This is a genomic window from Streptomyces sp. NPDC088197 (genome assembly GCF_044741185.1).
Taxonomy (GTDB): Bacteria; Actinomycetota; Actinomycetes; order Streptomycetales; family Streptomycetaceae; genus Actinacidiphila.
On sequence record NZ_JBIUSD010000009.1, the window covers coordinates 125,636 to 146,733 of the forward strand.

Genomic DNA, 21,098 nt, shown 5'->3' on the forward strand with positions numbered 1-21,098 from the left:
GCCGGGCGTGAGCGGGGCGCAGGAGTCGCGGGGCACGGCACCCGAGGGTTCGCCGGGCGGGGCCTCAGGGGGGCCGCGCCCGGCGGGCGGGTCAGCCGCGGGCGGGCTGGACGGGGACGCGTACGAGGTGCTGCGCGCACGGCTCACCGCGTCCGCGCGGCTGCTCGCGGACCGGGCGGGGGCGCTCAACTCCCGTCGCCAGGAGGTGTTCGGCACCACCGAGCTGCGCCTGGACGGCACCGAGCGGCTGCGCACCGCCCACCCCGCGCAGGCGGCGGACGTGGCCGCCGTCGGCCCGTATCTGCTCTTCGCCTCGAACCCCCCGGAGGTCACCTCGGTCGGCGACGTCTTCCAGGCGCTCCCGGCGGCGTCGGTCGGCGAGGCCGGTGGGGGCGGGCAGGGCAGTGCGGGCGGCGAGGGCGGGGCCGACGCGGGCCCCGCCGGGCTGCTCGACGACCCCGTGTTCGTACGGGAGTTCGGCGAGCTGTACCGCTACTACCGGCAGACGCGGCTGCTGCGGCTGCGCGTCGCCGAGGGGCGGCTGCTCGCGGTCTTCAGCACCGGGCCCGGCGTCGGCGACGTCCGCGTGGTCGGCTGGCGGGTCGCGCCCGACGGGAGCTGCGCGTACGAGGGGACCGCGCGCGAGGAGTGGGCCGACTCCGACGGCGGCGTCTACACCGTCACCTGGGCGGCCGTCACCCGCGAGGACCAGGTGGCGGGGCGCGACCCGCACCTCGCGCTGACCGCGGCCGACGGCGGCACCGTCACCGTCGCCACCTCCGGCGGCACGCTCGCCATCGGCGCCGACGAGGCGTCGTACGAGGAGCCCGTCGAGGACGCGCTCCAGGCCCTCGCGGACGCCGACGTCGCCTACGCCACCGTCGGCCCGCTGGTGCTGCTGCGTGTCCGGCCGTACCGCGAGAACGCCGACCGGCACTTCGCGGTCAACACCAGGACCGGCGAGATCGAACGGCTCGACGCCCTCGGCCAGGCGTGCCTGCGGCTCCCCGACGACCAGGGCGTGGTCTTCCCCGGCGGCTACGCGCTCGCCACCGGCGGCACCCGCGCGTACGAAACCGGCCCGGAGGAGCTGGAGTTCGAGCGGATCGTGCGGTCCGCGAACGGCGAGGACGTGCTGTACGTCTTCCTCGCCGCCGACGGCCGCCGCCTGCTGCTGCCGTACAACCTCATCCGCAAGGAGGCCGCGGCGCCGCTGCACGTCCAGGGCGCCGCGCTCTACGAGGACGGCACGCTGCTGACGCTGCGCCCGGCCGACGGCGGCGAGGCGGCCCGGGTGCACATGGTGCAGCGCTGGGAGACGCCGTTCCTGTCCGACGCCTACGCCGCCGCGCAGCCGGTCGGCGGCGGCCCGCTGGAGCGGATCGGCAACCCGGACCTGGTGCGGGCCGTCGCGGACACGCTGTCGGTGGCCCGTACCGCCCTGGCCCTGGAGGCCGCGCCCGCGCTGCCCGGCTACGAGGCGCTGGTCGGCGAGTGCGAGCGGGTGCTCGACCGCTACCACTGGCTCGGCGACATCGAGGAGGACGCCGCTTCGGCGGACGCGGCCTCCGGCGACCTGGTCGCGCCGCTGGCCCAGGTCCGCGACACCGGACGGCAGGTGCTCGCCGAGTACGCGCGGGTACGCGACCTGACCGCGCGCGCCGCGACCGCCGTCGACGAGAGCGCCGCCCGTATCGCCGTCCTCGTCCGGCAGGCGCGCGGCGAGGCCGTGAAGTCCGCGGACGAGTGGGTCGAACGGCTCACCGAACTGCGGCGCGCACAGGGCCACTTGATGTCCCTGCGCGAGATGCGCTACGTCGACGCCGAGCGCCTGGACGCGCTCACCGCGAGCCTGGCCAAGGACCTGGCGGACGCCGCGCGCCGCGCGGCGGGGTACTTCGCCGACGAGCACGCCTTCGACGGCTACCGCGACCGGGTCGCCGCGACCGCCGCCGACGCCGAGGCCATCGCGGCCGCGGCGGACGCGGCCGAGGTCGCCGCCGTCCTGGACGAGCAGGCCACCGGGCTCGCCACCGTCACCGAGATCGTCGGCACCCTGGAGATCGACGACGCGACCGTCCGCACCCGCATCCTGGCCGCCGTCGCCGACGTGCTCGGCGCCGTCAACCAGGCGCGGGCCGTGCTCGACGGCCGCCGCAGGGAGCTGGCCGCCGCCGAGTCCGAGGGCGAATTCGCCGCCGAGAGCGCGCTGTTGGCGCAGAGCGTCAGCGGGGCGCTGGCCGCCGCCGACACCCCGGAGAGCTGCGAGGAACAGCTCGGCCGGCTGCTGGTCAGGATCGAGAACCTGACCACGCGCTTCGCCGCCGACGACACCCGGCTGGCGGCCCTGGACGAGCGCCGCGAGGAGATCCACCAGACCTTCGCCGCCCGCAAGCAGGCGCTCGCCGACGAACGCGCCCAGCGGGCCCAGCGGTTGGCGGCCTCCGCCGAGCGCGTCCTGGCCGGGGTGCGCCGCCGCGCCGCCGCGCTGCCCAGCCTTGACGACGTCAACACCTACTTCGCGTCCGACCCGATGGCCGCCCAGCACCGGCGGATCGCCGCGCAGTTGCGGGACCTCGGCGACCCGGCGCGGGCCGCGGAGGCCGAGGCGGCACTGGCCGCGGCCCGGCAGGACGCGGGCCGCTCGCTGCGCGACCGGCTCGACCTCTACGACGCCGACGGCACGGTGATCCGGCTCGGCCGCCACCGCTTCGCCGTCAACACCCAGCCACTGGAACTCGCCCTCGTCCCGCACGCGGACGGCCTCGCCTTCACCATCTCGGGCACCGACTACCTCGTGCCGGTCGCCGACCCCGCCTTCGCGGCCACCCGCCGCTTCTGGGACCGCCCGGTCGTCTCGGAGTCGCCCGACCTCTACCGCGCCGAATACCTCGCCGCGACCCTGCTGCTCGACGCCCCCGGCGCTCTGACCGACATCCCCGCGCTGGTCAAGGAGGCCGCCGCGGCCCGGCTCGACGAGGGTTACGAGCGCGGTGTCCACGACCACGACGCGACGCTGCTGCTGACCGCGCTGCACGAGCTGGACACGGCCGCGGGCCTGCTCCGCCACCCCGCGGCCGACCGCGCCCTGGCCCAGCTCTTCTGGACCCATGGCGCCGCCCCGGCCGCCCGGCCGGCCTGGACCACCAGGGCCCGCTCGCTGAGCAGGGCCGCGTCCGCCTTCGGGGACTCCGCCGCCGCCGTGCCCGCGCTGACCGAGCTGGCCGCCGAACTCGACTCCTCCGTACGGGACTTCGCCGCCCGTGCCGGACTCGGGCGGATCGGCGCGGTGGGGGAGGGGACGCCCGTCGGCGACTACCTGGTGGCCGAACTGGCCGCCGACCGGACCGGTTTCGTCGGCGGCGCCGAGGCGCGGGCGCTGCGGGAGCGGTTCGTCTCCGCGCTCGGCGGCGCGCAGGGCGTGCCGTACAAGGAGTTCCTCGACGACCTCGGGGCGCTCGGCGACGACCTGGGCGCGCGCTGGCAGCTCGTGACGGGCTGGCTCGGCGCGCATGCCACGAGCTCCTCGGCCTCTTCGGCCTCTTCCGTCTCTTCCATCTCTACCGCGGACGGTGAACTCGCCGAGGCCGCCGCCGCGTTCGTCTGCGGTCCCGACCTCGCGGTCTACGCCTCCGAGGCCGCCGTCGGCACCACCGTGACCGGGCTGCTGGGCACCCACCCCCGGATCACCGCCCGGCGGATGGCCGTACGCCTGGACGAAACCCTCACCCGCGTACGGCGGTTCAGGGCCGAGGACGTCCCCGCCTACCGCACCTACCAGCGGCACCGCACCTCCGTGGTGGCCGCCGAGCGCGACCGCCTCGACCTGGACGCCTACCGCCCGCGGCCGTTGACCGGCTTCGTCCGCAACCGGCTGCTCGACGAGGTGTCGCTGCCGCTCATCGGCGACAACCTCGCCCGCCAATTCGGCCCGTCCGGCGGCCTGTTGATGCTGATGTCGCCGCCCGGCTACGGCAAGACCTCGCTCGTGCAGTACGTGGCCGCCCGGCTCGGCCTCGCCCTGGTGACCATCGACGGGCCCGCGCTCGGCACCGGCGTCACCTCGCTCGACCCCGAGCGCGCCCCCGACGCCACCTCGCGCCGCGAGGTCGAGAAGATCAACTTCGCGCTGGAGCTGGGCTCCAACGTCCTGCTGTACCTGGACGACATCCAGCACACCTCGCCCGAGCTCCTTCAGAAATTCATCGCGCTGTGCGACGCGCAGCGCCGCGTCGAGGGCGCGGCGGGCACGTACGACCTGCGGGGCAAGCGGTTCGCGGTCTGCATGGCGGGCAACCCGTACACCGAGTCCGGCCGCCTCTTCCGCGTCCCGGACATGCTCGCCAACCGCGCCGACGTCTGGAACCTCGGTGACGTCCTGACCGGCAGGGAGGCGCTCTTCGCGCTGAGCTACGTGGAGAACGCGCTCACCGCCAACGAGACGCTCGCGCCGCTGGCCGGGCGCGAGCGCGGCGACCTCGAACTCCTCATCCGGCTCGCCGAGGACGACCCCACCGCCCGCGCGGACGACCTCGCCCACCCCTATCCGGCCGCCGAGCGCGAGGACATCGTGGCCGTCCTGCGCCATCTGCTGCGCGCCCGCGCCACCGTGCTGGCCGTCAACGCCGCCTATATCGCGTCCGCGGCCCGCACCGACGCCTCGCGCACCGAGCCGCCGTTCCTCCTCCAGGGCTCCTACCGCACGATGTCCCGCCTCGCCGCCCGTATCCAACCCGCCATGAACGAGGCCGAGTTGGAGGCCGTCATCGACGACCACTACCGCGCGGAGGCGCAGACCCTCGCCTCCGGCGCCGAATCCGCCCTCCTCCACCTCGCCGCCCTCCGCGACCGGCTCACCCCCGCCGAGGCGGCCCGGTGGTCCGCCATCAGGTCCGCCTACGCGGGGGGCGGTACGGCCGCGGGGTAGCGGGACACGGCCGGCCGCGTCGGCCCACGCGGCAAATCCGGTGACGCCGGGGCCCTCCCCCCGGATACTGCCGCCCATGGACGAGGTCAATGTGGTGGTCGCCCACTCCGAGCGCGCGACCCTGCGCGTCGGCGACGTGTTCTTGAAGGTGGACGCCGATCAGGCGCGTATCGACGTCGAGGTCGAGGCGATGGCCCTGGCGCCGGTCCCGACCCCGGAGATCCTGTGGCGCGAGCCGCCCGTGCTCGCGCTCGCCGCGGTCCGGGGCACGGCGCTCGGCCGCCTCGGTGAGCCGTCGCCCGCGTCCCCGGCGGCGTGGGCCGCGGCGGGCGCCGCCGTCCGGCGGCTGCACGACGCGCCGTTGCCGCCCTGGGCAGGCCGGCGCCGCCGCGACCCCGGCGAGTTGGCGGGGGAACTCGACGGCGAGTGCGAGGCGCTGGTGACCAGCGGCGTCCTGCCCGCCGCCCTGGTCACCCGCAACCGCCGGGTCGCCGAGGCCGCGCTCCGGGCGTGGACGCCGGTGTTCGCGCACGGCGACCTCCAGATCGATCACGTCTTCGTCGACGGCGCCGAGGTCACCGGCGTCATCGACTGGTCGGAGGCGGGCCGGGGCGACGCCCTCTTCGACCTCGCCACCTTGACCCTCGGCCACGAGGAGCGCCTCGGCGACCTCCTCACCGGCTACGGCGCCGACGTCGACCTCGACGCCCTGCGCGCCTGGTGGTCCCTGCGCGCCCTCCTGGGCGTCCGCTGGCTGACCGAACACGGCTTCGACCCGTTCGCCCCGGGCTGCGAGGTCGACGTCCTGAAATCCCGCATGTAGCCCTGTACGCAGACCCGCATGTAGCCCCGTACGCAGACCCGTACGCAGACCCGTACGCAGACCCCCGAGCCCCGACCCCCGAGCCCCGGGCCGCGCCACAGCGCGGCGCGGTCAACCGACCGGGGCCGCACCCCGGAAGGCTATTCGGCGGCGGGACGCAGGGCGTGGACCAGGGGGCGGAGTCTGGTGGCGCGGAGGCGGTCGACGGCGGGGGCGGCGCGGGGGGCCAGGAGGGAGACGGGCCAGGCGACGAGGGCGCCGACGAGGAGGCCGACGACGACGTCGTGCGGGTAGTGGACGCCGATCCAGACGCGCGAGGCGGCCATGAGGAGGGCGAGGGGGACGGCGAGACGCAGTCCCAGGCGCCGGTCGGCGAAGAGCAGGCCGACGGCGGCGGCCGCGGCGATGGCGGAGTGGTTGCTGGGGAAGGACCAGTCGCCGAGCGCCGGACACGTCTCGACCGTGACGGTGTGCAGCGTCTGACAGGGCCGCTGCTCGTCGAAGACCGCCTTGACCCCGTCGTTGACGAGGAAGGCGACCACGACGGTGAACGGCACGGCCAGCGCCGCCGCCATCGCGGCGGACCCGGCGGGGCGGGCCCGCCACCAGACGATCAGCATCAGGACGGCGAAGAGGCCGAGCCCGTAGTCGCTGAAGAAGCGGACGGTGTCGTCCACGGGCTGCGGGGTGCGCCCCGCGAGGTCGGTGATCCAGCGGTACAGGCCCGCGTCGAATTGCGAGGTCACGGGCGCTCCGGGTCAGAGGCGGCGGGGGTCGTCACGGCGGGGGCGGACGCGGCGGGTACGGGCTCCGCGTCGGCGGCCTTCGCGCCGTCGCGGCGGCTGCGCCGTACCTCCAGGACCAGCGGCGCCAGCGAGACGACCACGATCACCGCGACGATCGGCAGCAGGTACGTGTCCACGTGCGGGATCGACGAGCCGAGCCCGTAGCCGCCGAGCACCAGGCCGACGGTCCAGACGGCGCCGCCCGCGATCTGCCAGACGGTGAAGGTGCGGACCGGCACGTTCAGCGTCCCGGCGAGCGGGTTGAGCACCGTGCGCACGATGGGGATGAAGCGGGCCAGGACGACGGCCTTGGCGTGGCCGTACCGTTCGAGGAGTTCCGCGGCTCTGGCCGCGCCCTGGTGCAGCTTGGCGTTCTTCGTGCGGTTCAGCAGCGCGGGGCCGCCGCGCCGTCCGATCACGTAACCGGTCTGCGCCCCCAGCAGCGCCCCGGCCACGGCGGCGAGCAGCACCTGCCACAGCGAGAGATGCACCACATCGGAGGCGCCGGGCACGCACAGCAGCCCGGCGGTGAAGAGCAGCGAGTCGCCGGGCAGGAAGAAGCCGATGAGCAGGCCGGTTTCGGCGAACATGATGACCGCGATGCCGATGGCCCCGAAGGACGACAGCAGGGAGGTCGCGTCCAGGACGTTCACGGCCTGATCGAGCGCGGGCAGGGGCATGACGGTGGGGCCCTCCCATAATGGGTCCTGGGGTGCCGCGCGGCACCCTCCCCGACTACAGTCGTGTAGTCGGTCTACAGAACTGTAGACGAACGAGCCGGAAGGGGCGATCCATGACGGAGGCCAACGCGTCGGCCCGGCGGCCTTCGGGTGAACTCGAGGCGAGCGTGCTGGCCGCGCTGTGGGCGGCCGACGGCCGCGCCCTGACCCCCGCCGACGTCCAGCGCGACCTGGGCACCGCCCTCGCACGCACCACCGTCACCACGATCCTCGCGCGCCTCTACGAGAAGGGGTCCGTCAGCCGCACCCGTTCGGGGCGCGGCTACGCCTACCTGCCGGTCCAGGACTCGCCGGGCCTGGCCGCCCGCCGCATGCGCACCGAGCTGGACAAGTCCGGTGAGGACGACCGCGGTACGGTCCTGGCCCGCTTCGTCTCCCAGCTCGACCCGGACGACGAACGGCTGCTGCGCGAGCTGCTGGTCCAGGCGGAGGAGGACGACGGGCCGTCCCCGGCCTCCGGCCCCGCCGGTCCCGCCCCGGAGGGCCGCCGCCCGTGAACCTCGCCGTCTGGGCGCCGCTGCTGCTCCCGCTGCTCGCCGTGCCCGCCGCGCGGCGGCTGGCGGACGCGCTGCCGCCGCGCGCCGCGGCCTGGCTGCTCGCCGGGTCCGCCGTCGCGCTCGCCGCGTGCAGCACCACCGCGCTGCTGCTGCTCGCCGGGGCGGGCGCCCTGCGGCTCCCGCCGGTCGCCGCCTTCGCGCACTTCGTGCTGCCGGTGGTCGGCGACCAGGTGACGGTGGCCGCCGCGTGCGTCGCCGCCGTGCTGCTGGCCGCCGTCGTCACGGCGCTGGTCCGCACCTCGCGCCGCCACCTCGTGCTCGCCGCGCGGGCCCGCAGGCGCGCCGTCGCGGCCGGTACGGCGGCCGGTGACCTCACCGTCCTCCAGGACCCCGGCCCCGACGCGTACGCGCTGCCCGGACGGCCCGGCCGGATCGTCGTCACCACCGGCATGCTGCGCGCCCTCGGTCCCGCCGAGCGCGAGGCGCTGCTCGCCCACGAGCGGGCCCACCTCGCCGGGCGCCACCACCTCTTCCTCGCCGCCTTCGCCCTCGCCTCCTCCTGCCACCCCGCCCTGCGCGGCCTGCGCGGGCCGCTGTCCTACGCCCTCGAACGCTGGGCCGACGAGTCCGCCGCCCTCGCCGTCGGCGACCGCCGCCTCGCCGCCCGCGCCATCGGGCGCGCCGCCCTGGCCTCCCGGCCCGGCGTCCGGCCGCACGCCGCGCTCCCGGCCGCCACCGGGCCCGTGCCGCGCCGCGTCGCCGCCCTCCTGGCCCACCCCCCGACCACCCCCCACCTCCGCGCCCGCGCCCCCCGCGCCATAGCCCTCGTCCTGGCCTCCTGCCTCGCCCTGTCCGCCGCCAGCGCCCTCCAGGCCGCCCACGACCTCCACGGCTCCATCGAGGTCGCCCAGGGCGAACGCTGACCCCGTCGCCCGTCGCCCGTCGCCCGTCGCCCGTCGCCCGAGGCCCCCGGCCCCGGGAGGGGGGCCGATGTCGCGCGGCGCCGGCGCGCGCTGACCCATGCCTTCCGCGTTCACGCGAACGGCACCCCGGCCGGAGGAGCGCGACCGGGGTGCCGTACCGGGATCGCGGGTGGTGCCGCTGTCCGGTCAGGGCGTGCCGAGGGTCAGGAGACCAGGGCCTGCCAGGTGTTCGGGCCGACGATCCCGTCGGCGGTGAGGCCGTGGGCGGACTGGAAGGAGCGGACGGCGGTGTTGGTGCCCGCGCCGAAGGCACCGTCCACCGCCAGGGACGAACCGTGCGCGTTGAGCTGGCTCTGCGCGGCCTGGACCGCGGCGCCCGACGAGCCCTGCTGCACGGTGACGATCAGGGCCTGCCAGGTGTTGGGGCCGACGATCCCGTCGGCGGTGAGGCCGTGGGCGGACTGGAAGGAGCGGACGGCGGTGTTCGTACCCGCGCCGAAGGCACCGTCCACGGCCAGGGCCGAACCGTGGGCGTTGAGCAGGTACTGGACCGTCTTGACCCGCTCGCCGCTCGCGCCCTGCTGGACGGTCGGCCAGCTCGTGGTCGGCGGCGGGTTGTAGCCGCTGCCCTTGGCGAAGTTCTGGAGGTCGGTGAGGGTGCCGTTGAAGGTGTCCTGGTCACCGGGGAAGGTGCCGGAGTCGGCGTACTGCCAGATCGTCTGGGCCGACCAGCCGGCCGGCAGCGTGCCGGGGCCGCTGCTGTAACGGGCCACCCACAGCGGGTTGGTGGCGCCGAAACCGCTGTTGTTGCCGGTGCACGACGTCCACCAGTCGGTGGTGGTGTAGATCGTCGGGTAGCGCCCGGTCCTGGTGCGCACCTCGTTGCTGAAGTCCCGGATCCAGCTCACCATCGCGCTCTGGCTGAGCCCGTAGCAGGTGGCCCCGTACGGGTTGTACTCGATGTCGAGGGCGGGCGGCAGCGTCCTGCCGTCGGCGCTCCAGCCGCCTCCGTGGCCGACGAACCAGTCGGCCTGCGCCGTACCGCTCGAATTGTTCGGCAGCGCGAAGTGGTAGGCGCCGCGGACCAGCCCGGCGTTGTAGGAGCCGCTGTACTGCTGGGAGAAGTTCGGGCTCGTGTACGTGGTGCCTTCGGTGGCCTTGACGTAGGCGAAGGCGGCGCCCTTGCTCTTGACGGACGCCCAGTCGACGTTGCCCTGGTAACCGCTGACGTCGAGACCGGCCGGGCCCGTGCCGACGGCCGCCCGTGCCGCGGCCGACAGCGTTCCCGCGCCCGGGCTCCCGAGCCCCGATCCGGCGTGGTCCTGATCCGGGTGCGTCATACGGGTCGGGGTGCCGCGGCCGTCGTCGGCGGCGGTCGACGCGGAGGCGGTGCCGGGCAGGACCAGCAGGGTCACGGCGGCGGCCAGCAGCCCGGCCGCGCACGCCGTCTTCCGGCCCGAGCCCGTACCGCGGGTGGCTGGCCTGAACCGCGAGGGGGTGGTTGCGGACATGATGCTCCCAGGGGTGTGTGGAGGGGGACACGCTCTGACGCGCTGAGCCGGGGGTGTAGCGGTGCGGTCGTCGGCGGTGGGAGTCGGGGTGGGGGTGCCGGGACTGTGAGCGGCCGGTGAGCCCGGTCGGGGCGGCGTCACCAGAACACGGACAGCACATCAACTCCTCTGCGCGCAGGCTGTGTCGACGCGCGTCAACCTAAGGGACGGATTGACATGGCCGCAACACGTTCCTGCTCTCGGGGCCCGTGCGGGGGACCGCGTAGGCGCTCGGCCCGCGGGGGCCGGCGAGCGGCGCGCGCCGCGTCGGCGACCATGGATCCGTGGACGAGTTCGAGCGGGCGTATGCGGCGGCGGTGGCCTCCGGCGCGGGGGCGACGGCGGAGGAAGCCGCCGTGGACGCGGCGGCGTCGGTGCTGGCCGCCGCGGGTGAGCGCTGGGAGGGCGCGGCCGGGAAACTGGCCGGGCGGGTGGTGCGGGAGTGCGGGGCGCGCGGGTGGGAGCTTCGGGACCTCGTACGGATGGCGGGGCGGGAACTCGACGCGCGGCACGAGCGGTTGGCGCGGGCCGCGGGGGACGGCGAGGAACCCTTCCTCGCGGAGTTCGCCCGCAGCGAGCGGCTCGACCGCTTCAGTACGGCGACGGCCCTCGTGGAACTGCTCTGCCTGTACGGGCGGCTGCCGCGCATCACCCCCCTGACGCCGGGCCCCGCGTCGGCGCCCCCGGCCACCGGCCCGCACTCCAAGATGCTCGCCCGCATCCGGGCGCTGCTGGCGAAGGCCGAGTCCACCGGCTTCCCCGAGGAGGCCGAGGCGCTGTCGGCGAAGGCCCAGCACCTGATGGCCAGGCACAGCATCGACGAGGCGCTGGTCGCGGCCACGGGAGCGCCCGGGGCGCCGGGCCGGGGCCCCGGCGCGTGCCGGATCGGGGTGGACCGCCCGTACGAGGGCGCGAAGGCCCTGCTGCTGGACGCCGTCGCGGCGGCGAACCGTTGCCAGGCGGTGTGGGCCGCCGATTTCGGCTTCTCGACGGTGGTCGGTTTCGCGACCGACCTGGAGGCCGTCGAACTCCTCTACACCTCGCTGCTCGTCCAGGCCGACCACGCCCTGCGCGGCGGCACCTCGCGCTCGCGCGACTTCCGGGAGTCCTTCCTGATCGGTTACGCGGGCCGCGTCCGCGAACGCCTGGCCGCCGCCACCCGGGAGGCCCAGGCCGAGACCGCCACCCCGCCCGCCGACCTGCTGCCCGTCCTCGCCGCCCGCGAGGTCGACGTACGCGACGCGACCCGCCGCATGTTCCCGTCCACCACCACCTCGCGGCTCAAGGGCCGCGACGCCGAGGGCTGGCGCCACGGCGAGGCGGCGGCCGACCGCGCCCGCTTCTGAACCCCGGCCCCACCGCTCGTCCGAGGAGAGCCCCCGCCCGGCCGCCACGGTCGCGCCCCCGTGGACGCCCTCTCACCGCCGGTGACCGCGTCCGCTCCCCGTCCGCTCACTGATCGGCGGTGTTCAGCCGACGGGGCCTGTCGCCGCGCGCGGCCCCACCGCCGGTTCGAGGAGCGACAACGTCCGCCGTCGCGCGTCGAGGCCGACGCGAATGCCGACCGGCATCGGCAGATTCGGACCGGCGTGCCCGAACTCGACATTGCCCAGGACCGGGATGTCACGGTCGCCGAGGACGTCGAGGACCAGCTCGGGCAGGGTCGGGGACGCGCCGGGCTCAAGTCCGCCGATCCCGCCCGGAACGCCCACGACCATGCCGGAGATCCGGTCGAGGACGCCGGAGTGCCGCAGCACATGCAGATAGCTCCACACGTGCGAGGCCAGGCCGCCCGTCTCCTCCCAGAACAGCACCGCGCCGTCGAACCGTTCGAGCGGCAGCGCGAACCGCGTCGCCTGCGCCAGGACGACGCGGTTGATCACCCCTCCGATCAGACGGCCTTCGGTACGGCCGGGACGCCAGCACTCCCACGACGGGCTCGCGGGCAGCGCGCCGATCGCCTCGGTACAGGTCAGCAGCCTGGAGTAGAGCTTCTCGAGTTCCGCCTGGCGCGCAGCGGGCGCGGACCGCCAGTGCCCGCCGAAGCCGGGGACGGCCATGTCGGCGTGGAACCCGACCAGGCCCGTGCGTGCGTGGAGCACCAGATGCAGCAGCGAGATGTCGCTGTAGCCGAGGATCGGCTTGGGGTCGGCCCTGATCGCCTCGACGTCGATCAGGTCGAGGTAGCCGAGCGCCGTCTGGCCGCCGTCACTCGCGACGATCGCGCGCACCTCGGGATCACGCAGAAGGCCGTTGAGCTCTGCGGCGATCTCCGCCGGTGCGGCCGCGCTCCACCAGTGGCTTCGGCCCGCTTCGAGCAGCGGAGCCCGGCGCACGCGGAATCCCATCCGTTCGAGCACCGCCACCGTCCGCTCGACATGGGGCTCGTGCGCGGCGGACAGCGGACCGGACAGCGCCGCGAGGACCACGAGATCCCCGGGCCCCAGCGCGCGCGGTCGAAGCGGGTGAGGCGGTACGGAACCGGTCATGGCGTCAGTCTCGCCGCTGCCCCTGGAGGCGGTCACGCGATTTACGCCGGTCGTCCGCCCCGGCGCGGGCACTGCTCGCCGCGGTCGACACCGCCGCCGCTCAGGACGACCGGCCGGGGCGGCGCGGGGACACCGCGTACGCCACCGCGCCGACCGCCGTCACGCCGAGACCGGCCAGCACCGAGGCCGGGGGGAGGCTCGCGGCCAGCACCGCGCAGCCGGTCAGGCCGACGACCGGAACGGCCGGGTGCGGCCGGCGCTCGTCCGCGCCCAGTCGCAGGGCGCTGGCGTTGGCGACGGCGTAGTAGACGAGGACGCCGAAGGACGAGAAGCCGATCGCCCCGGTCAGATCGGTGGTCGCGGTGAGCGCCACGACCAGGGCGCCGACCGCCGCCTCCGCCCTGACCGGGGTCCCGTGGCGCGGATGGACGGCGGCGAGCGCGTACGGGAAGTGCCGGTCGCGTGCCATCGCCAGGGTGGTACGGGAGACGCCGAGGATCAGCGCCAGCAGGGAGCCGAGGGCGGCCACGGCCGCGCCGACGCGGACCACCGGGGCCAGACCCGGCACCCCGGCCGTACGGACGGCGTCGGTGAGGGGCGCGGCCGAGCGGGCCAGGGCGTCGGGTCCGAGAACGGTCAGCAGGGCGACGGCGACGGCCGCGTAGACCACGAGGGTCACGCCGAGCGCCAGCGGGATCGCGCGGGGGACGGTCCGCGCCGGGTCCTTCACCTCCTCGCCGAGCGTGGCGATCCTGGCGTACCCCGCGAAGGCGAAGAAGAGCAGACCGGCGGCCTGGAGCACGCCGTGCGGGCCGGCGGCGGCACCGTCCCACGCCAGCCGTCCCGCGTCGGCCCGCGTACTGGTCAGGCACGCGGTGACCGCCGCCGCGAGGACCGCGAGGGTCACCGCCACGATCAGCCGGGTCAGCCAGGCGGCCTTCCGTACGCCCAGGCAGTTCACGGCCGTCAGCGCCACCACGGCCGCGACCGCCACCGCGCGGCGGTGCTCGGGCCACGCGTACGCCCCCACCGTCAGCGCCATCGCCGCGCACGAGGCCGTCTTGCCCGCCACGAAGCTCCACCCGGCCAGGTAGCCCCAGAGGGGGCCGAGCCGCTCCGTGCCGTACACATACGTCCCGCCGGAGCGCGGGTGGCGGGCCGCCAGACGCGCCGAGGACGTCGCGTTGCAGTACGCCACGACGGCAGCGACCGCCAGGGCCGCGAGGAGCGCGGTGCCCGCGGCGCGGGCCGCGGGAGCGAACGCCGCGAAGACCCCGGCGCCGATCATCGCCCCGAGGCCGATCACCACGGCGTCCCCCACACCGAGGCGCCGCCTCAACTCTCCCGCCGCCGCACCCGTCACGCCCGCATGCTCCCAGCCCCCTGGCGCCCCCCGCGATCCCCGCCGACCACATTTCCGCCCCCGGCCACGCCGTGTTCACCTCCGGCGGCCGCGGCGGCGGGAGCCGCGAGGACCCGCGCCGGTCAGTGGCGAGCGGCGGGCCCGGCTGCTGCAACTGGCGGGGGGTCGGGGGGCGTCCTGGGGGGAGGGGGCGGGTGGGAACACCGGGGGGTGGCATGGGCCGATGGGTGCCGTACGGGGTGGCGGACTGGCTGCGGGGGAGGGACCCGGCGCCGGGCGGGTCGGGGACGACGGGGCCGAAACCGTGGCTGCGGGCCGACGTACCGGGAGCGTGTCCCGTACCGGACAGGGAGCGGGCCTGGACCGAGCGGTGGCTGCGGTGGTGCGCCGAGGAGTTCGGGCCCGCGACCGCGCACCGCGAGATCGCGCTGCCGGGCTTCGTCCCCGCGGACTTCAGCGGCACGCGGGAGCGGGTCGAGCCGCTGGTGCGGCGGATCGGCGCGGTGATGGGCGCGGACGTCTCCGGCGTCCGTGTGCTGCTGGTGGACTCCCCGGAGCGGGTCCCGGGCAAGAGGCACCAGGTCGGTGAGTACCGCAAGGTGCTCGGCCGGGCGGTGATCGAACTGGACCGCGGCGTGGCCGCGCGGCCCGACGCGTTCGCGGGGCTCGTCGCCCACGAGCTGGCGCACGCCCGGCTGGTCGGCGAGCGGCGGGTGGCCGGGCTGGGCATCTCCCGCGCGGAGGAAGAGCGCCTCACCGACCTGGTGACCGTCCACCTCGGCATGGGCGTCCTGACGGCCAACGCCGCGGACGACTACGTGAAGGCGGCCGGGTACTCGGTGGTGCCGGTCGGCGATCTCACCGACCGGATGCTCACCGGCCGCGGGGACGAGCCCTGGTACCGGATGGGGTACCTGAGCCCGGCGGAGTACGGCTACGCCCTCGCCTGCTGGAGCACAGCGCGCGGCGAGACCGACCCGCCCTGGGCCCGGCGGCTGAGGGCGAGCGTGCGGGACGCCTTCGTACGGGGCCTGGCGTACCGGGCCGCGCGCTGAAGGCGCGTCCTGGGAGGGCACCCGCCGTGGGGGGAGGGTGCCCTCGGACCGCCCTGGGTGTAGGGACCCGGAGGGTTGTTGACGCGGGTGACCGGGGCTGGTGGTCAAGACACCTAGACCGTCAGGGGGTCGAGGACCATGGGGCGGACCCGGCCCTCGATCATGGCGCCGAGGCCCTGGACGGCGACGGTGTCGGGGCGGGGGGCGATGTGGACGGGCATGCCGGTGGCCTGGCCGAGCATGAGGTCGAGGCCGGGCATGAGGGCGCTGCCGCCCGCCAGCATGATGCCCCGGTCGGCGAGGTCGGCGACCAGGTCGGGCGGGCAGGCGCGCAGCACGGTGGTGATGGCGTCGAGCACGGAGGTGAGCGGGGTGCGCATCGCGTGGCGCACGCCCTCGGTCTCGACGAGGACGGAGCGGGCGAGGCCGCTGACGACGTCGCGGCCGTGGACCTCGGTGGTGACCGTCCCGCCGGTGCCGGGGGAGCCGAGCATCTGGTGCAGCGGCCGTACCGACTGGCTGGGCAGCATCAACTCGTGGTGGTTGCGCAGGTGCTGCACGACCGCGCGGTCGATGGCGTCACCGCCGACCGGCACCGTCTCCGCGGCCACGATGGACCCCAGCGACAGGACGGCGACCTGCGTCGTACCGGCGCCGCACACCACGATCATCGTGGCCTCGGGGTGCTCGACGGGCAGCCCGCAGCCGACCGCCGCGGCGATCAGCGTGTCCACCAGCTCGACCTTGCGCGCGCCGAGCCCGTACAGCGTCTCGATGGCCGCGCGCCGCGCGATCGGCTCGCTGCCGTGCGGCATGCACACCGCGGCGCGCAGTACCGGCATGCGCCGCCACCGCTTGCCGAGCTTGTCGCCGAGCACGTGCTTGAGCATGCGCCGCGCCATCTCGATGTCGACGACCGCGCCGCCCGCGACCGGCCTGGCCACCCGGATGTGCCCGGGGGTGCGCCCGGCCATCTGCTCGGCGCGCTCGCCGACCGCGATCAGCGCGCCGGTGCGTACGTCGACCGCGGCCACGCTGGGCTCGTCGGCGACGACGCCGACATTGCGGACGTAGACGCGGGTACGGGCGGCGCCGATGTCGACGGCGACGGTGCAGCGGCGGAGCTGTTCCAGTGTGGGGCTCGTGTACGTCACAGCCGGCCCCCGGCGCCCGGGGCGGAGGTGCCGTGCCGCCCGCCGTGCGAGCCGCCGTGCGACCCGTGACCGTGCCCGGCCGGTTCGTACGTGGCCAGCGCCCAGATGATGAAGACGTCGATGGCGATCATGACCACGGCCCAGACCGGCTGATACGGCAGGAACATGAAGTTCGCCACCAGGTTGAGCCCGGCGATCAGGATGCCGCCCCAGCGCGCCCAGGCGGAACCGGCCAGCAGGCCGAAGCCGACGAGGACGGCGACCACGCCGAGCGCCAGGTGGATCCAGCCCCAGGACGTGACGTCGAACTTGTAGACGTAGTCCCGCGTGGAGACGTACACCGAGTTCTTCCTGATGCCGACGATCCCCTCCAGGATCGCCAGCGCGCCGCCGAACACCAGCATCATCCCGGCGAAGACGGTGCCACCTGCGGCCCACGCGGACTCGCGGGGCGTGGGCGGCGGGGGTGTGTACCCCGGCGGGGGCGGCGGGGTGGGCGTCTCCTGGCTCATACGGGCTCCCGAGAGTGCGTCAGCGTCCACGGCGGGGCCGAATCCGGCTATGACCCGCCTTAATGACAAAAGGATCTGACGCCCTGTCGGATACGGCGACCGGTGATACGCCGAACGGGGGCGGGGCCGCGCCGAGCGGGTGACGCCGTACGGCCGACCGGGGCGGTGCCGCAGCGTCCGTCGCGGGCCCGGCGCCCCTGACGGGGCGCACCCCGTGCGGCGGGCGCTACCCGGCGGAGCCGTCCGTGTCCTCCAGACGGAACCCCACCTTCAGCCCCACCTGGTAGTGCTCGACCTCGCCGTCCACGATGTGCCCGCGGACCTCGGTGATCTGGAACCAGTCGAGACCGCGCAGCGTTTGCGCGGCCCGCTTGACGCCGTTCCTGACGGCGGCGTCCACGCCTTCGTGCGAGGTGCCGACGATCTCGGTGACCCGATAGGTGTGCTCGGCCATGACGGACCTTTCCTTCGGAGGTCCCTCCACCGTGCCGCAGACGGGCGCGGCCCGCATCACCGCGGGACGCATCCGTCCCGTTCCGTCCCGGACGGCTCCGCCGGGGCATCCCCTTCACCCCGAATCGGGCATATTATCCTCAAGTGGACGATGTGCGGACTGTGACCCCTTGGCCCACCGCCATGATGCGCTGGGTCCCGGCCGCCATGATCGTCGGCGGACTGGTCTTCGACCTCGTCACGCCCAATCCCTACACCGGCGACACGATGCTGGCCGGAGCCTGTGTACTGGCCGGCGCGATCCAGTCCGCCCGCATCGCGGTCCTCACCTGTCTGGCGTCGCTGGTGGGCGTCTTCGTGCTCACCGTCCACGGCGGCATCATCCGCGAGGGCGTCGGCGTGGCCGAGATCCTGAACGTGGTGCTCTCCGCCGTCATCGGCCTCGCCGTCAACCGGGCGCTGACCCGTTCGGGGCGGCGGCTCGCCACCGTGCGGGACGTCGCCGAGTCGGCCCAGCGCGCCCTGCTGCCCGACCCGCCGCCCCGGATCGGCCCGCTGGCCATAGCCGCCCGGTACGAGGCCGCCCAGAGCGGGGCGCGGATCGGCGGTGATGTCTACGCGGCCGAGCAGACCCGCTACGGCGTACGGCTGCTGATCGGGGACGTGCGCGGCAAGGGGATGGGCGCGGTCGCCAGCGTCGCGGTGCTGCTCGGCGCCTTCCGCGAGGCGGCCGACGAGGAACCCGACCTGCCGGGCCTCGCGCGGCGCCTGGACCGGGCGCTGGACCGGGACCGGGAGCGGCGCGGCGGCGGCAGCGGCGAGGAGTACCTGGAGGGCTTCACCACCGGGCTGCTGGCCGAATTCGTCCACCGCCCCGAGGACCCCGAGGAGGTGTGCGACACCCTGCGGCTGCTCAACCGCGGCCACCCGCCGCCGTACCTGCTCGACGGCGGCACCGTACGTACCCTCGAAGCCGCCGCCCCCGACGTGCCGTTCGGCATGAGCGACCTCGGCGGTGTGCGCACGGTGCCCGAAGAGCTGGCCTTCCCGCCGGGCGCCACACTGCTGCTGGTCACCGACGGCGTGACCGAGACCCGCGACCGCGAAGGCGTCTTCTACGACCCCGAGATCCGGCTCTCCGGCCTCGGCCCGGTGACCGGCCCGCAGCACGCCATCGACGTCCTGCTGCGGGACCTGGTCACCTGGACCGGCGGCGCGCCCGTCGCCGACGACCGCGCGGTGCTGGCGGTGAGCCTCAGCCAGCCGTGAGACCCCCGGACAGCTAGTGGTGGAAGGCGGTCGCCACGTTCTCCGGGCGGTTCAGCGGGTGCGGCTGGCGGCGCAGCTCCGGCAGCAGGCGGCCCAGGTCCTCCATCAGCAGGTCCGCCAGGTCCTCGGAGAAGCCGTTGCGGCAGACGATGCGCAGCACCGCGAGATCGGTGCGGTCGGCCGGATAGGTGTACGCCGGGACCAGCCAGCCGCGTTCGCGCAGCCGCCGCGACACGTCGAAGACGTCGTAGTTCTCCACCCCCGGCGCGGTGGTGAAGGCGAAGACCGGCAACTGGTCACCCGCGCTGACCAGCGTGAAGTCCTCCAGCTTCGCGATCCGCGCCGCCAGCGACATCGCCACGTCCCGGCTGGCCTGCTGCACCGCGCGGTAGCCGTCCCAGCCCAGCCGCAGGAAGGAGTAGTACTGCGCCACGACCTGCGCGCCCGGCCGCGAGAAGTTCAGCGCGAAGGTCGGCATGTCACCGCCGAGGTAGTTCACCCGGAAGACCAGCTCCTCCGGCAGCGCCTCGGTGTCCCGCCACAGGGCCCAGCCCACGCCCGGGTACACCAGGCCGTACTTGTGGCCCGAGGTGTTGATCGACGCCACCCGCGGCAGCCGGAAGTCCCACACCAGGTCCTCGTCGAGGAACGGCGCGATCATGGCGCCGGACGCGCCGTCGACATGCACCGGGATGTGCGTACCGGTCCGCTCCTCGTACGCGTCCAGCGCCGCGCAGATCTCCGCGACCGGCTCGTACGACCCGTCGAAGGTCGAGCCCAGCACGGCCACCACACCGATGGTGTTCTCGTCGCACAGGGCGAGCGCCGACTCCGCGTCCAGGTGCAGCCGGTCGCCCTCCATCGGCGCCAGCCGCGCCTCGACCTCCCAGAAGGCGCAGAACTTCTCCCAGCACACCTGCACGTTCGCGCCCATCACCAGATTGGGCCGCGCGGTCGCCGGATAGCCGGGCGTGCGCCGCATCCAGCGGCGCTTGAGCGCCATCCCCGCGAGCATGCACGCCTCGGACGAGCCGGTGGTCGAACAGCCCACCACCGAGCTGGGGTCCGGCGCGTTCCACAGGTCGGCGAGGATCGCCACGCAGCGGCGCTCCAGCTCCGCCGTACGCGGGTACTCGTCCTTGTCGATCATGTTCTTGTCGGCGCATTCCGCCATCAGCACACTGGCCTGCGGCTCCATCCACGTCGTGACGAACGTCGCCAGATTCAGCCGCGAATTGCCGTCCAGCATCAGCTCGTCGTGCACGATCTGGTACGCGGTGTGCGGCGGCATGGGTCCGTCCGCCAGCTTGTGCTTGGGCGGAGCCGTCATCCGGCCGTCGACCGGGTCCGCCTCACCGAAGAACGGGTTGACGGCGATGTTGCGGGCGGAGTCCGTGCCTTTGTGCAGTGACATGTCAGCCTTCCGTGGCGAGCCCGGCAGCGCGTGCGCGGGCGTCTTTCCCGACCCGCCCAGCCTGCACCCGCCCGCCGCCCCGCGCCCGCTCCCGCCCCGGAACTTCCCCCAGGAGACTGGGCCGGGCGTCCGGCTCAGGACTCGGTGAGCACGAGCCACTTCCTGCCGTCGATCAGCTCACGGACGGCGTCCAGGTGACCCGCGTGGCAGGCCGTCTCCACCGTGACGTGCAGGATCGCCTCGCGCAGGTCCCGAATGCCGCCGTCCGGCCCGAAGAGTTCGGTCGGCCACCAGGCCGGGGCGGCGCTCGGCGCCGTCGAGGTGATCACGGCGTCCGCGAGCGCCGTCTCCTGGCGGTAGAGGTCGAGCACGCCCTTGGCCGAAACCTCCGGGCCCACCTTCCAGGCGTCGTCGGGGCCGGTCAGCGCCGCGTCGATCACGGCCTTCTCCCCGGCCACCACCCCGCGGAACCAGAAGCGCTCCACGTCCAGCGCGAGGTGCCGCACCAGCCCCGCGCAGCTCCACCCCGACGGCAGCACCGGCCGGTGCAGCGCCTCCTCGTCCAGCCCCTCCAGAATCCCCAGCACGTGACGCCGCTGGGCGTCCAGGTACGACAGCAGCATCGTGGTCTCGGGGTCCGGGGACGAGGTGTCCTGCATGGCATCCTCCTTGAGGTCGGCGACGCCCAGCATTCCACCGGGGTACGACAAGAGACCCCGGACTGGGCGCCGCCCCTCAGGTGCCCCGGACCCCATGCGCCCCGCGGGGGCGGCTACTCGCGGGCGAGGACCACGGCGGTGCCGTACGCGCAGACCTCGGTGCCGAGGTCCGCGGCGTCGGTGACGTCGAAGCGCATCATGAGGACGGCGTTGGCACCGCGCGCCTTGGCCTGTTCGACGAGGCGCTCCATGGCCTGGTTACGGGTCTGCACCAGCGTCTTCGTCAGGCCCTTGAGTTCGCCGCCGATCATGGACTTCAGCCCGGCGCCGATCTGACTGCCCAGGTGCCGCGAGCGGACGGTGAGGCCGAAGACCTCACCGATGACCCGCTCGACCCGGAAGCCGGGCACGTCGTTCGTCGTGACGACAATGATCTCGGCGCCCTGCTCCTGGCCGCCGCCGTACTCTTCGATTCCCATATCGGC

The 21,098-nt window shown here is 74.8% G+C and carries 18 protein-coding genes; 7 read left to right on the forward strand and 11 right to left on the reverse strand.

Annotation, left to right across the window (positions count from 1 at the left end):
* Positions 1–7 precede the first annotated feature (7 nt).
* Entirely contained in the window at positions 8–4,927 is a 4,920-nt protein-coding gene (locus ACIOC1_RS22360) for a DNA repair ATPase (protein ID WP_401856156.1), read from the forward strand.
* Between the two features lie 76 nt (positions 4,928–5,003).
* A complete protein-coding gene (locus ACIOC1_RS22365) occupies positions 5,004–5,750 on the forward strand; it encodes a phosphotransferase family protein (RefSeq protein ID WP_401856157.1) in 747 nt (248 codons plus the stop codon).
* A 140-nt stretch (positions 5,751–5,890) separates the two neighbouring features.
* Here ACIOC1_RS22365 and ACIOC1_RS22370 read toward each other — a convergent pair whose 3' ends face one another.
* Both ACIOC1_RS22370 and ACIOC1_RS22375 read right to left on the reverse strand, forming a co-directional pair.
* The gene (locus tag ACIOC1_RS22370) at positions 5,891–6,496 is read right to left on the reverse strand and encodes a phosphatase PAP2 family protein (protein WP_355336400.1); all 606 of its coding nucleotides are present in this window, start codon (positions 6,494–6,496) and stop codon (positions 5,891–5,893) included.
* The gene (locus tag ACIOC1_RS22375; RefSeq protein ID WP_355336401.1) at positions 6,493–7,215 is read right to left on the reverse strand and encodes a DedA family protein; all 723 of its coding nucleotides are present in this window, start codon (positions 7,213–7,215) and stop codon (positions 6,493–6,495) included. Before ACIOC1_RS22375 ends, ACIOC1_RS22370 begins: the two co-directional genes overlap by 4 nt.
* 113 nt (positions 7,216–7,328) lie before the next feature.
* Between ACIOC1_RS22375 and ACIOC1_RS22380 the strand changes: the two genes are divergently transcribed.
* Complete coding sequence (locus ACIOC1_RS22380) at positions 7,329–7,772, forward strand: BlaI/MecI/CopY family transcriptional regulator (RefSeq protein ID WP_401856158.1); 444 nt, start codon at positions 7,329–7,331, stop codon at positions 7,770–7,772.
* Positions 7,769–8,695: a M56 family metallopeptidase gene (locus ACIOC1_RS22385; protein ID WP_355336403.1), complete on the forward strand. Its 927-nt coding sequence runs from the start codon at positions 7,769–7,771 to the stop codon at positions 8,693–8,695. The genes ACIOC1_RS22380 and ACIOC1_RS22385 overlap by 4 nt, the downstream gene beginning before the upstream one ends.
* Before the next feature lie 203 nt (positions 8,696–8,898).
* Here ACIOC1_RS22385 and ACIOC1_RS22390 read toward each other — a convergent pair whose 3' ends face one another.
* A complete protein-coding gene (locus tag ACIOC1_RS22390; RefSeq protein WP_401856159.1) occupies positions 8,899–10,206 on the reverse strand; it encodes a GH25 family lysozyme in 1,308 nt (435 codons plus the stop codon).
* Positions 10,207–10,529: 323 nt separating this feature from the next.
* On the opposite strand from ACIOC1_RS22390, the gene ACIOC1_RS22395 reads away from it, so the two are divergent.
* Positions 10,530–11,591 carry a DUF2786 domain-containing protein gene (locus ACIOC1_RS22395; protein WP_401856160.1) on the forward strand — a complete coding sequence of 354 codons (1,062 nt, stop codon included), beginning with the start codon at positions 10,530–10,532 and terminating at the stop codon, positions 11,589–11,591.
* A gap of 123 nt (positions 11,592–11,714) precedes the next feature.
* Here the strand turns inward: ACIOC1_RS22395 and ACIOC1_RS22400 are convergent, their stop codons facing one another.
* A complete protein-coding gene (locus ACIOC1_RS22400) occupies positions 11,715–12,734 on the reverse strand; it encodes an LD-carboxypeptidase (protein ID WP_401856161.1) in 1,020 nt (339 codons plus the stop codon).
* Between the two features lie 100 nt (positions 12,735–12,834).
* The gene (locus ACIOC1_RS22405; protein ID WP_401856162.1) at positions 12,835–14,097 is read right to left on the reverse strand and encodes an APC family permease; all 1,263 of its coding nucleotides are present in this window, start codon (positions 14,095–14,097) and stop codon (positions 12,835–12,837) included.
* Positions 14,098–14,312: 215 nt separating this feature from the next.
* On the opposite strand from ACIOC1_RS22405, the gene ACIOC1_RS22410 reads away from it, so the two are divergent.
* On the forward strand, positions 14,313–15,152 hold the full coding sequence (locus tag ACIOC1_RS22410; RefSeq protein ID WP_401856163.1) for a hypothetical protein: 840 nt from the start codon (positions 14,313–14,315) through the stop codon (positions 15,150–15,152).
* 113 nt (positions 15,153–15,265) lie between these two features.
* On the opposite strand, the gene ACIOC1_RS22415 is transcribed toward ACIOC1_RS22410, so the two are convergent.
* The 3 genes from ACIOC1_RS22415 to ACIOC1_RS22425 all read right to left on the reverse strand — a co-directional run bounded on the left by ACIOC1_RS22415 (position 15,266) and on the right by ACIOC1_RS22425 (position 17,272).
* On the reverse strand, positions 15,266–16,306 hold the full coding sequence (locus ACIOC1_RS22415; RefSeq protein ID WP_355336408.1) for a rod shape-determining protein: 1,041 nt from the start codon (positions 16,304–16,306) through the stop codon (positions 15,266–15,268).
* Positions 16,303–16,818, reverse strand: a complete 516-nt coding sequence (locus tag ACIOC1_RS22420) for a hypothetical protein (protein WP_355336409.1) — start codon at positions 16,816–16,818, stop codon at positions 16,303–16,305. Before ACIOC1_RS22420 ends, ACIOC1_RS22415 begins: the two co-directional genes overlap by 4 nt.
* A gap of 226 nt (positions 16,819–17,044) precedes the next feature.
* Positions 17,045–17,272, reverse strand: a complete 228-nt coding sequence (locus ACIOC1_RS22425; RefSeq protein WP_355336410.1) for a dodecin — start codon at positions 17,270–17,272, stop codon at positions 17,045–17,047.
* A 143-nt stretch (positions 17,273–17,415) separates the two neighbouring features.
* On the opposite strand from ACIOC1_RS22425, the gene ACIOC1_RS22430 reads away from it, so the two are divergent.
* The gene (locus ACIOC1_RS22430; protein ID WP_391043015.1) at positions 17,416–18,540 is read left to right on the forward strand and encodes a SpoIIE family protein phosphatase; all 1,125 of its coding nucleotides are present in this window, start codon (positions 17,416–17,418) and stop codon (positions 18,538–18,540) included.
* 13 nt (positions 18,541–18,553) lie between these two features.
* Here the strand turns inward: ACIOC1_RS22430 and ACIOC1_RS22435 are convergent, their stop codons facing one another.
* From ACIOC1_RS22435 to ACIOC1_RS22445, 3 genes are all read right to left on the reverse strand, one after another.
* Entirely contained in the window at positions 18,554–19,954 is a 1,401-nt protein-coding gene (locus tag ACIOC1_RS22435; protein ID WP_355336412.1) for a glutamate decarboxylase, read from the reverse strand.
* 134 nt (positions 19,955–20,088) lie between these two features.
* A complete protein-coding gene (locus tag ACIOC1_RS22440) occupies positions 20,089–20,613 on the reverse strand; it encodes a DUF664 domain-containing protein (protein WP_391043018.1) in 525 nt (174 codons plus the stop codon).
* Positions 20,614–20,726: 113 nt separating this feature from the next.
* Complete coding sequence (locus ACIOC1_RS22445) at positions 20,727–21,092, reverse strand: YbjQ family protein (RefSeq protein WP_355336414.1); 366 nt, start codon at positions 21,090–21,092, stop codon at positions 20,727–20,729.
* Between the last annotated feature and the right edge of the window lie 6 nt (positions 21,093–21,098).

Bases quoted from the DNA above. Each gene is read 5' to 3' on its own strand.
- ACIOC1_RS22365 (WP_401856157.1), top strand. From the start codon at position 5,004: ATGGACGAGGTCAATGTGGTGGTCGCCCACTCCGAGCGCGCGACCCTG.
- ACIOC1_RS22375 (WP_355336401.1), bottom strand. From the start codon at position 7,215: ATGCCCCTGCCCGCGCTCGATCAGGCCGTGAACGTCCTGGACGCGACC.
- ACIOC1_RS22380 (WP_401856158.1), top strand. From the start codon at position 7,329: ATGACGGAGGCCAACGCGTCGGCCCGGCGGCCTTCGGGTGAACTCGAG.
- ACIOC1_RS22390 (WP_401856159.1), bottom strand. From the start codon at position 10,206: ATGTCCGCAACCACCCCCTCGCGGTTCAGGCCAGCCACCCGCGGTACG.
- ACIOC1_RS22400 (WP_401856161.1), bottom strand. From the start codon at position 12,734: ATGACCGGTTCCGTACCGCCTCACCCGCTTCGACCGCGCGCGCTGGGG.
- ACIOC1_RS22410 (WP_401856163.1), top strand. From the start codon at position 14,313: ATGGGCCGATGGGTGCCGTACGGGGTGGCGGACTGGCTGCGGGGGAGG.
- ACIOC1_RS22420 (WP_355336409.1), bottom strand. From the start codon at position 16,818: ATGAGCCAGGAGACGCCCACCCCGCCGCCCCCGCCGGGGTACACACCC.
- ACIOC1_RS22425 (WP_355336410.1), bottom strand. From the start codon at position 17,272: ATGGCCGAGCACACCTATCGGGTCACCGAGATCGTCGGCACCTCGCAC.
- ACIOC1_RS22435 (WP_355336412.1), bottom strand. From the start codon at position 19,954: ATGTCACTGCACAAAGGCACGGACTCCGCCCGCAACATCGCCGTCAAC.
- ACIOC1_RS22440 (WP_391043018.1), bottom strand. From the start codon at position 20,613: ATGCAGGACACCTCGTCCCCGGACCCCGAGACCACGATGCTGCTGTCG.
- ACIOC1_RS22445 (WP_355336414.1), bottom strand. From the start codon at position 21,092: ATGGGAATCGAAGAGTACGGCGGCGGCCAGGAGCAGGGCGCCGAGATC.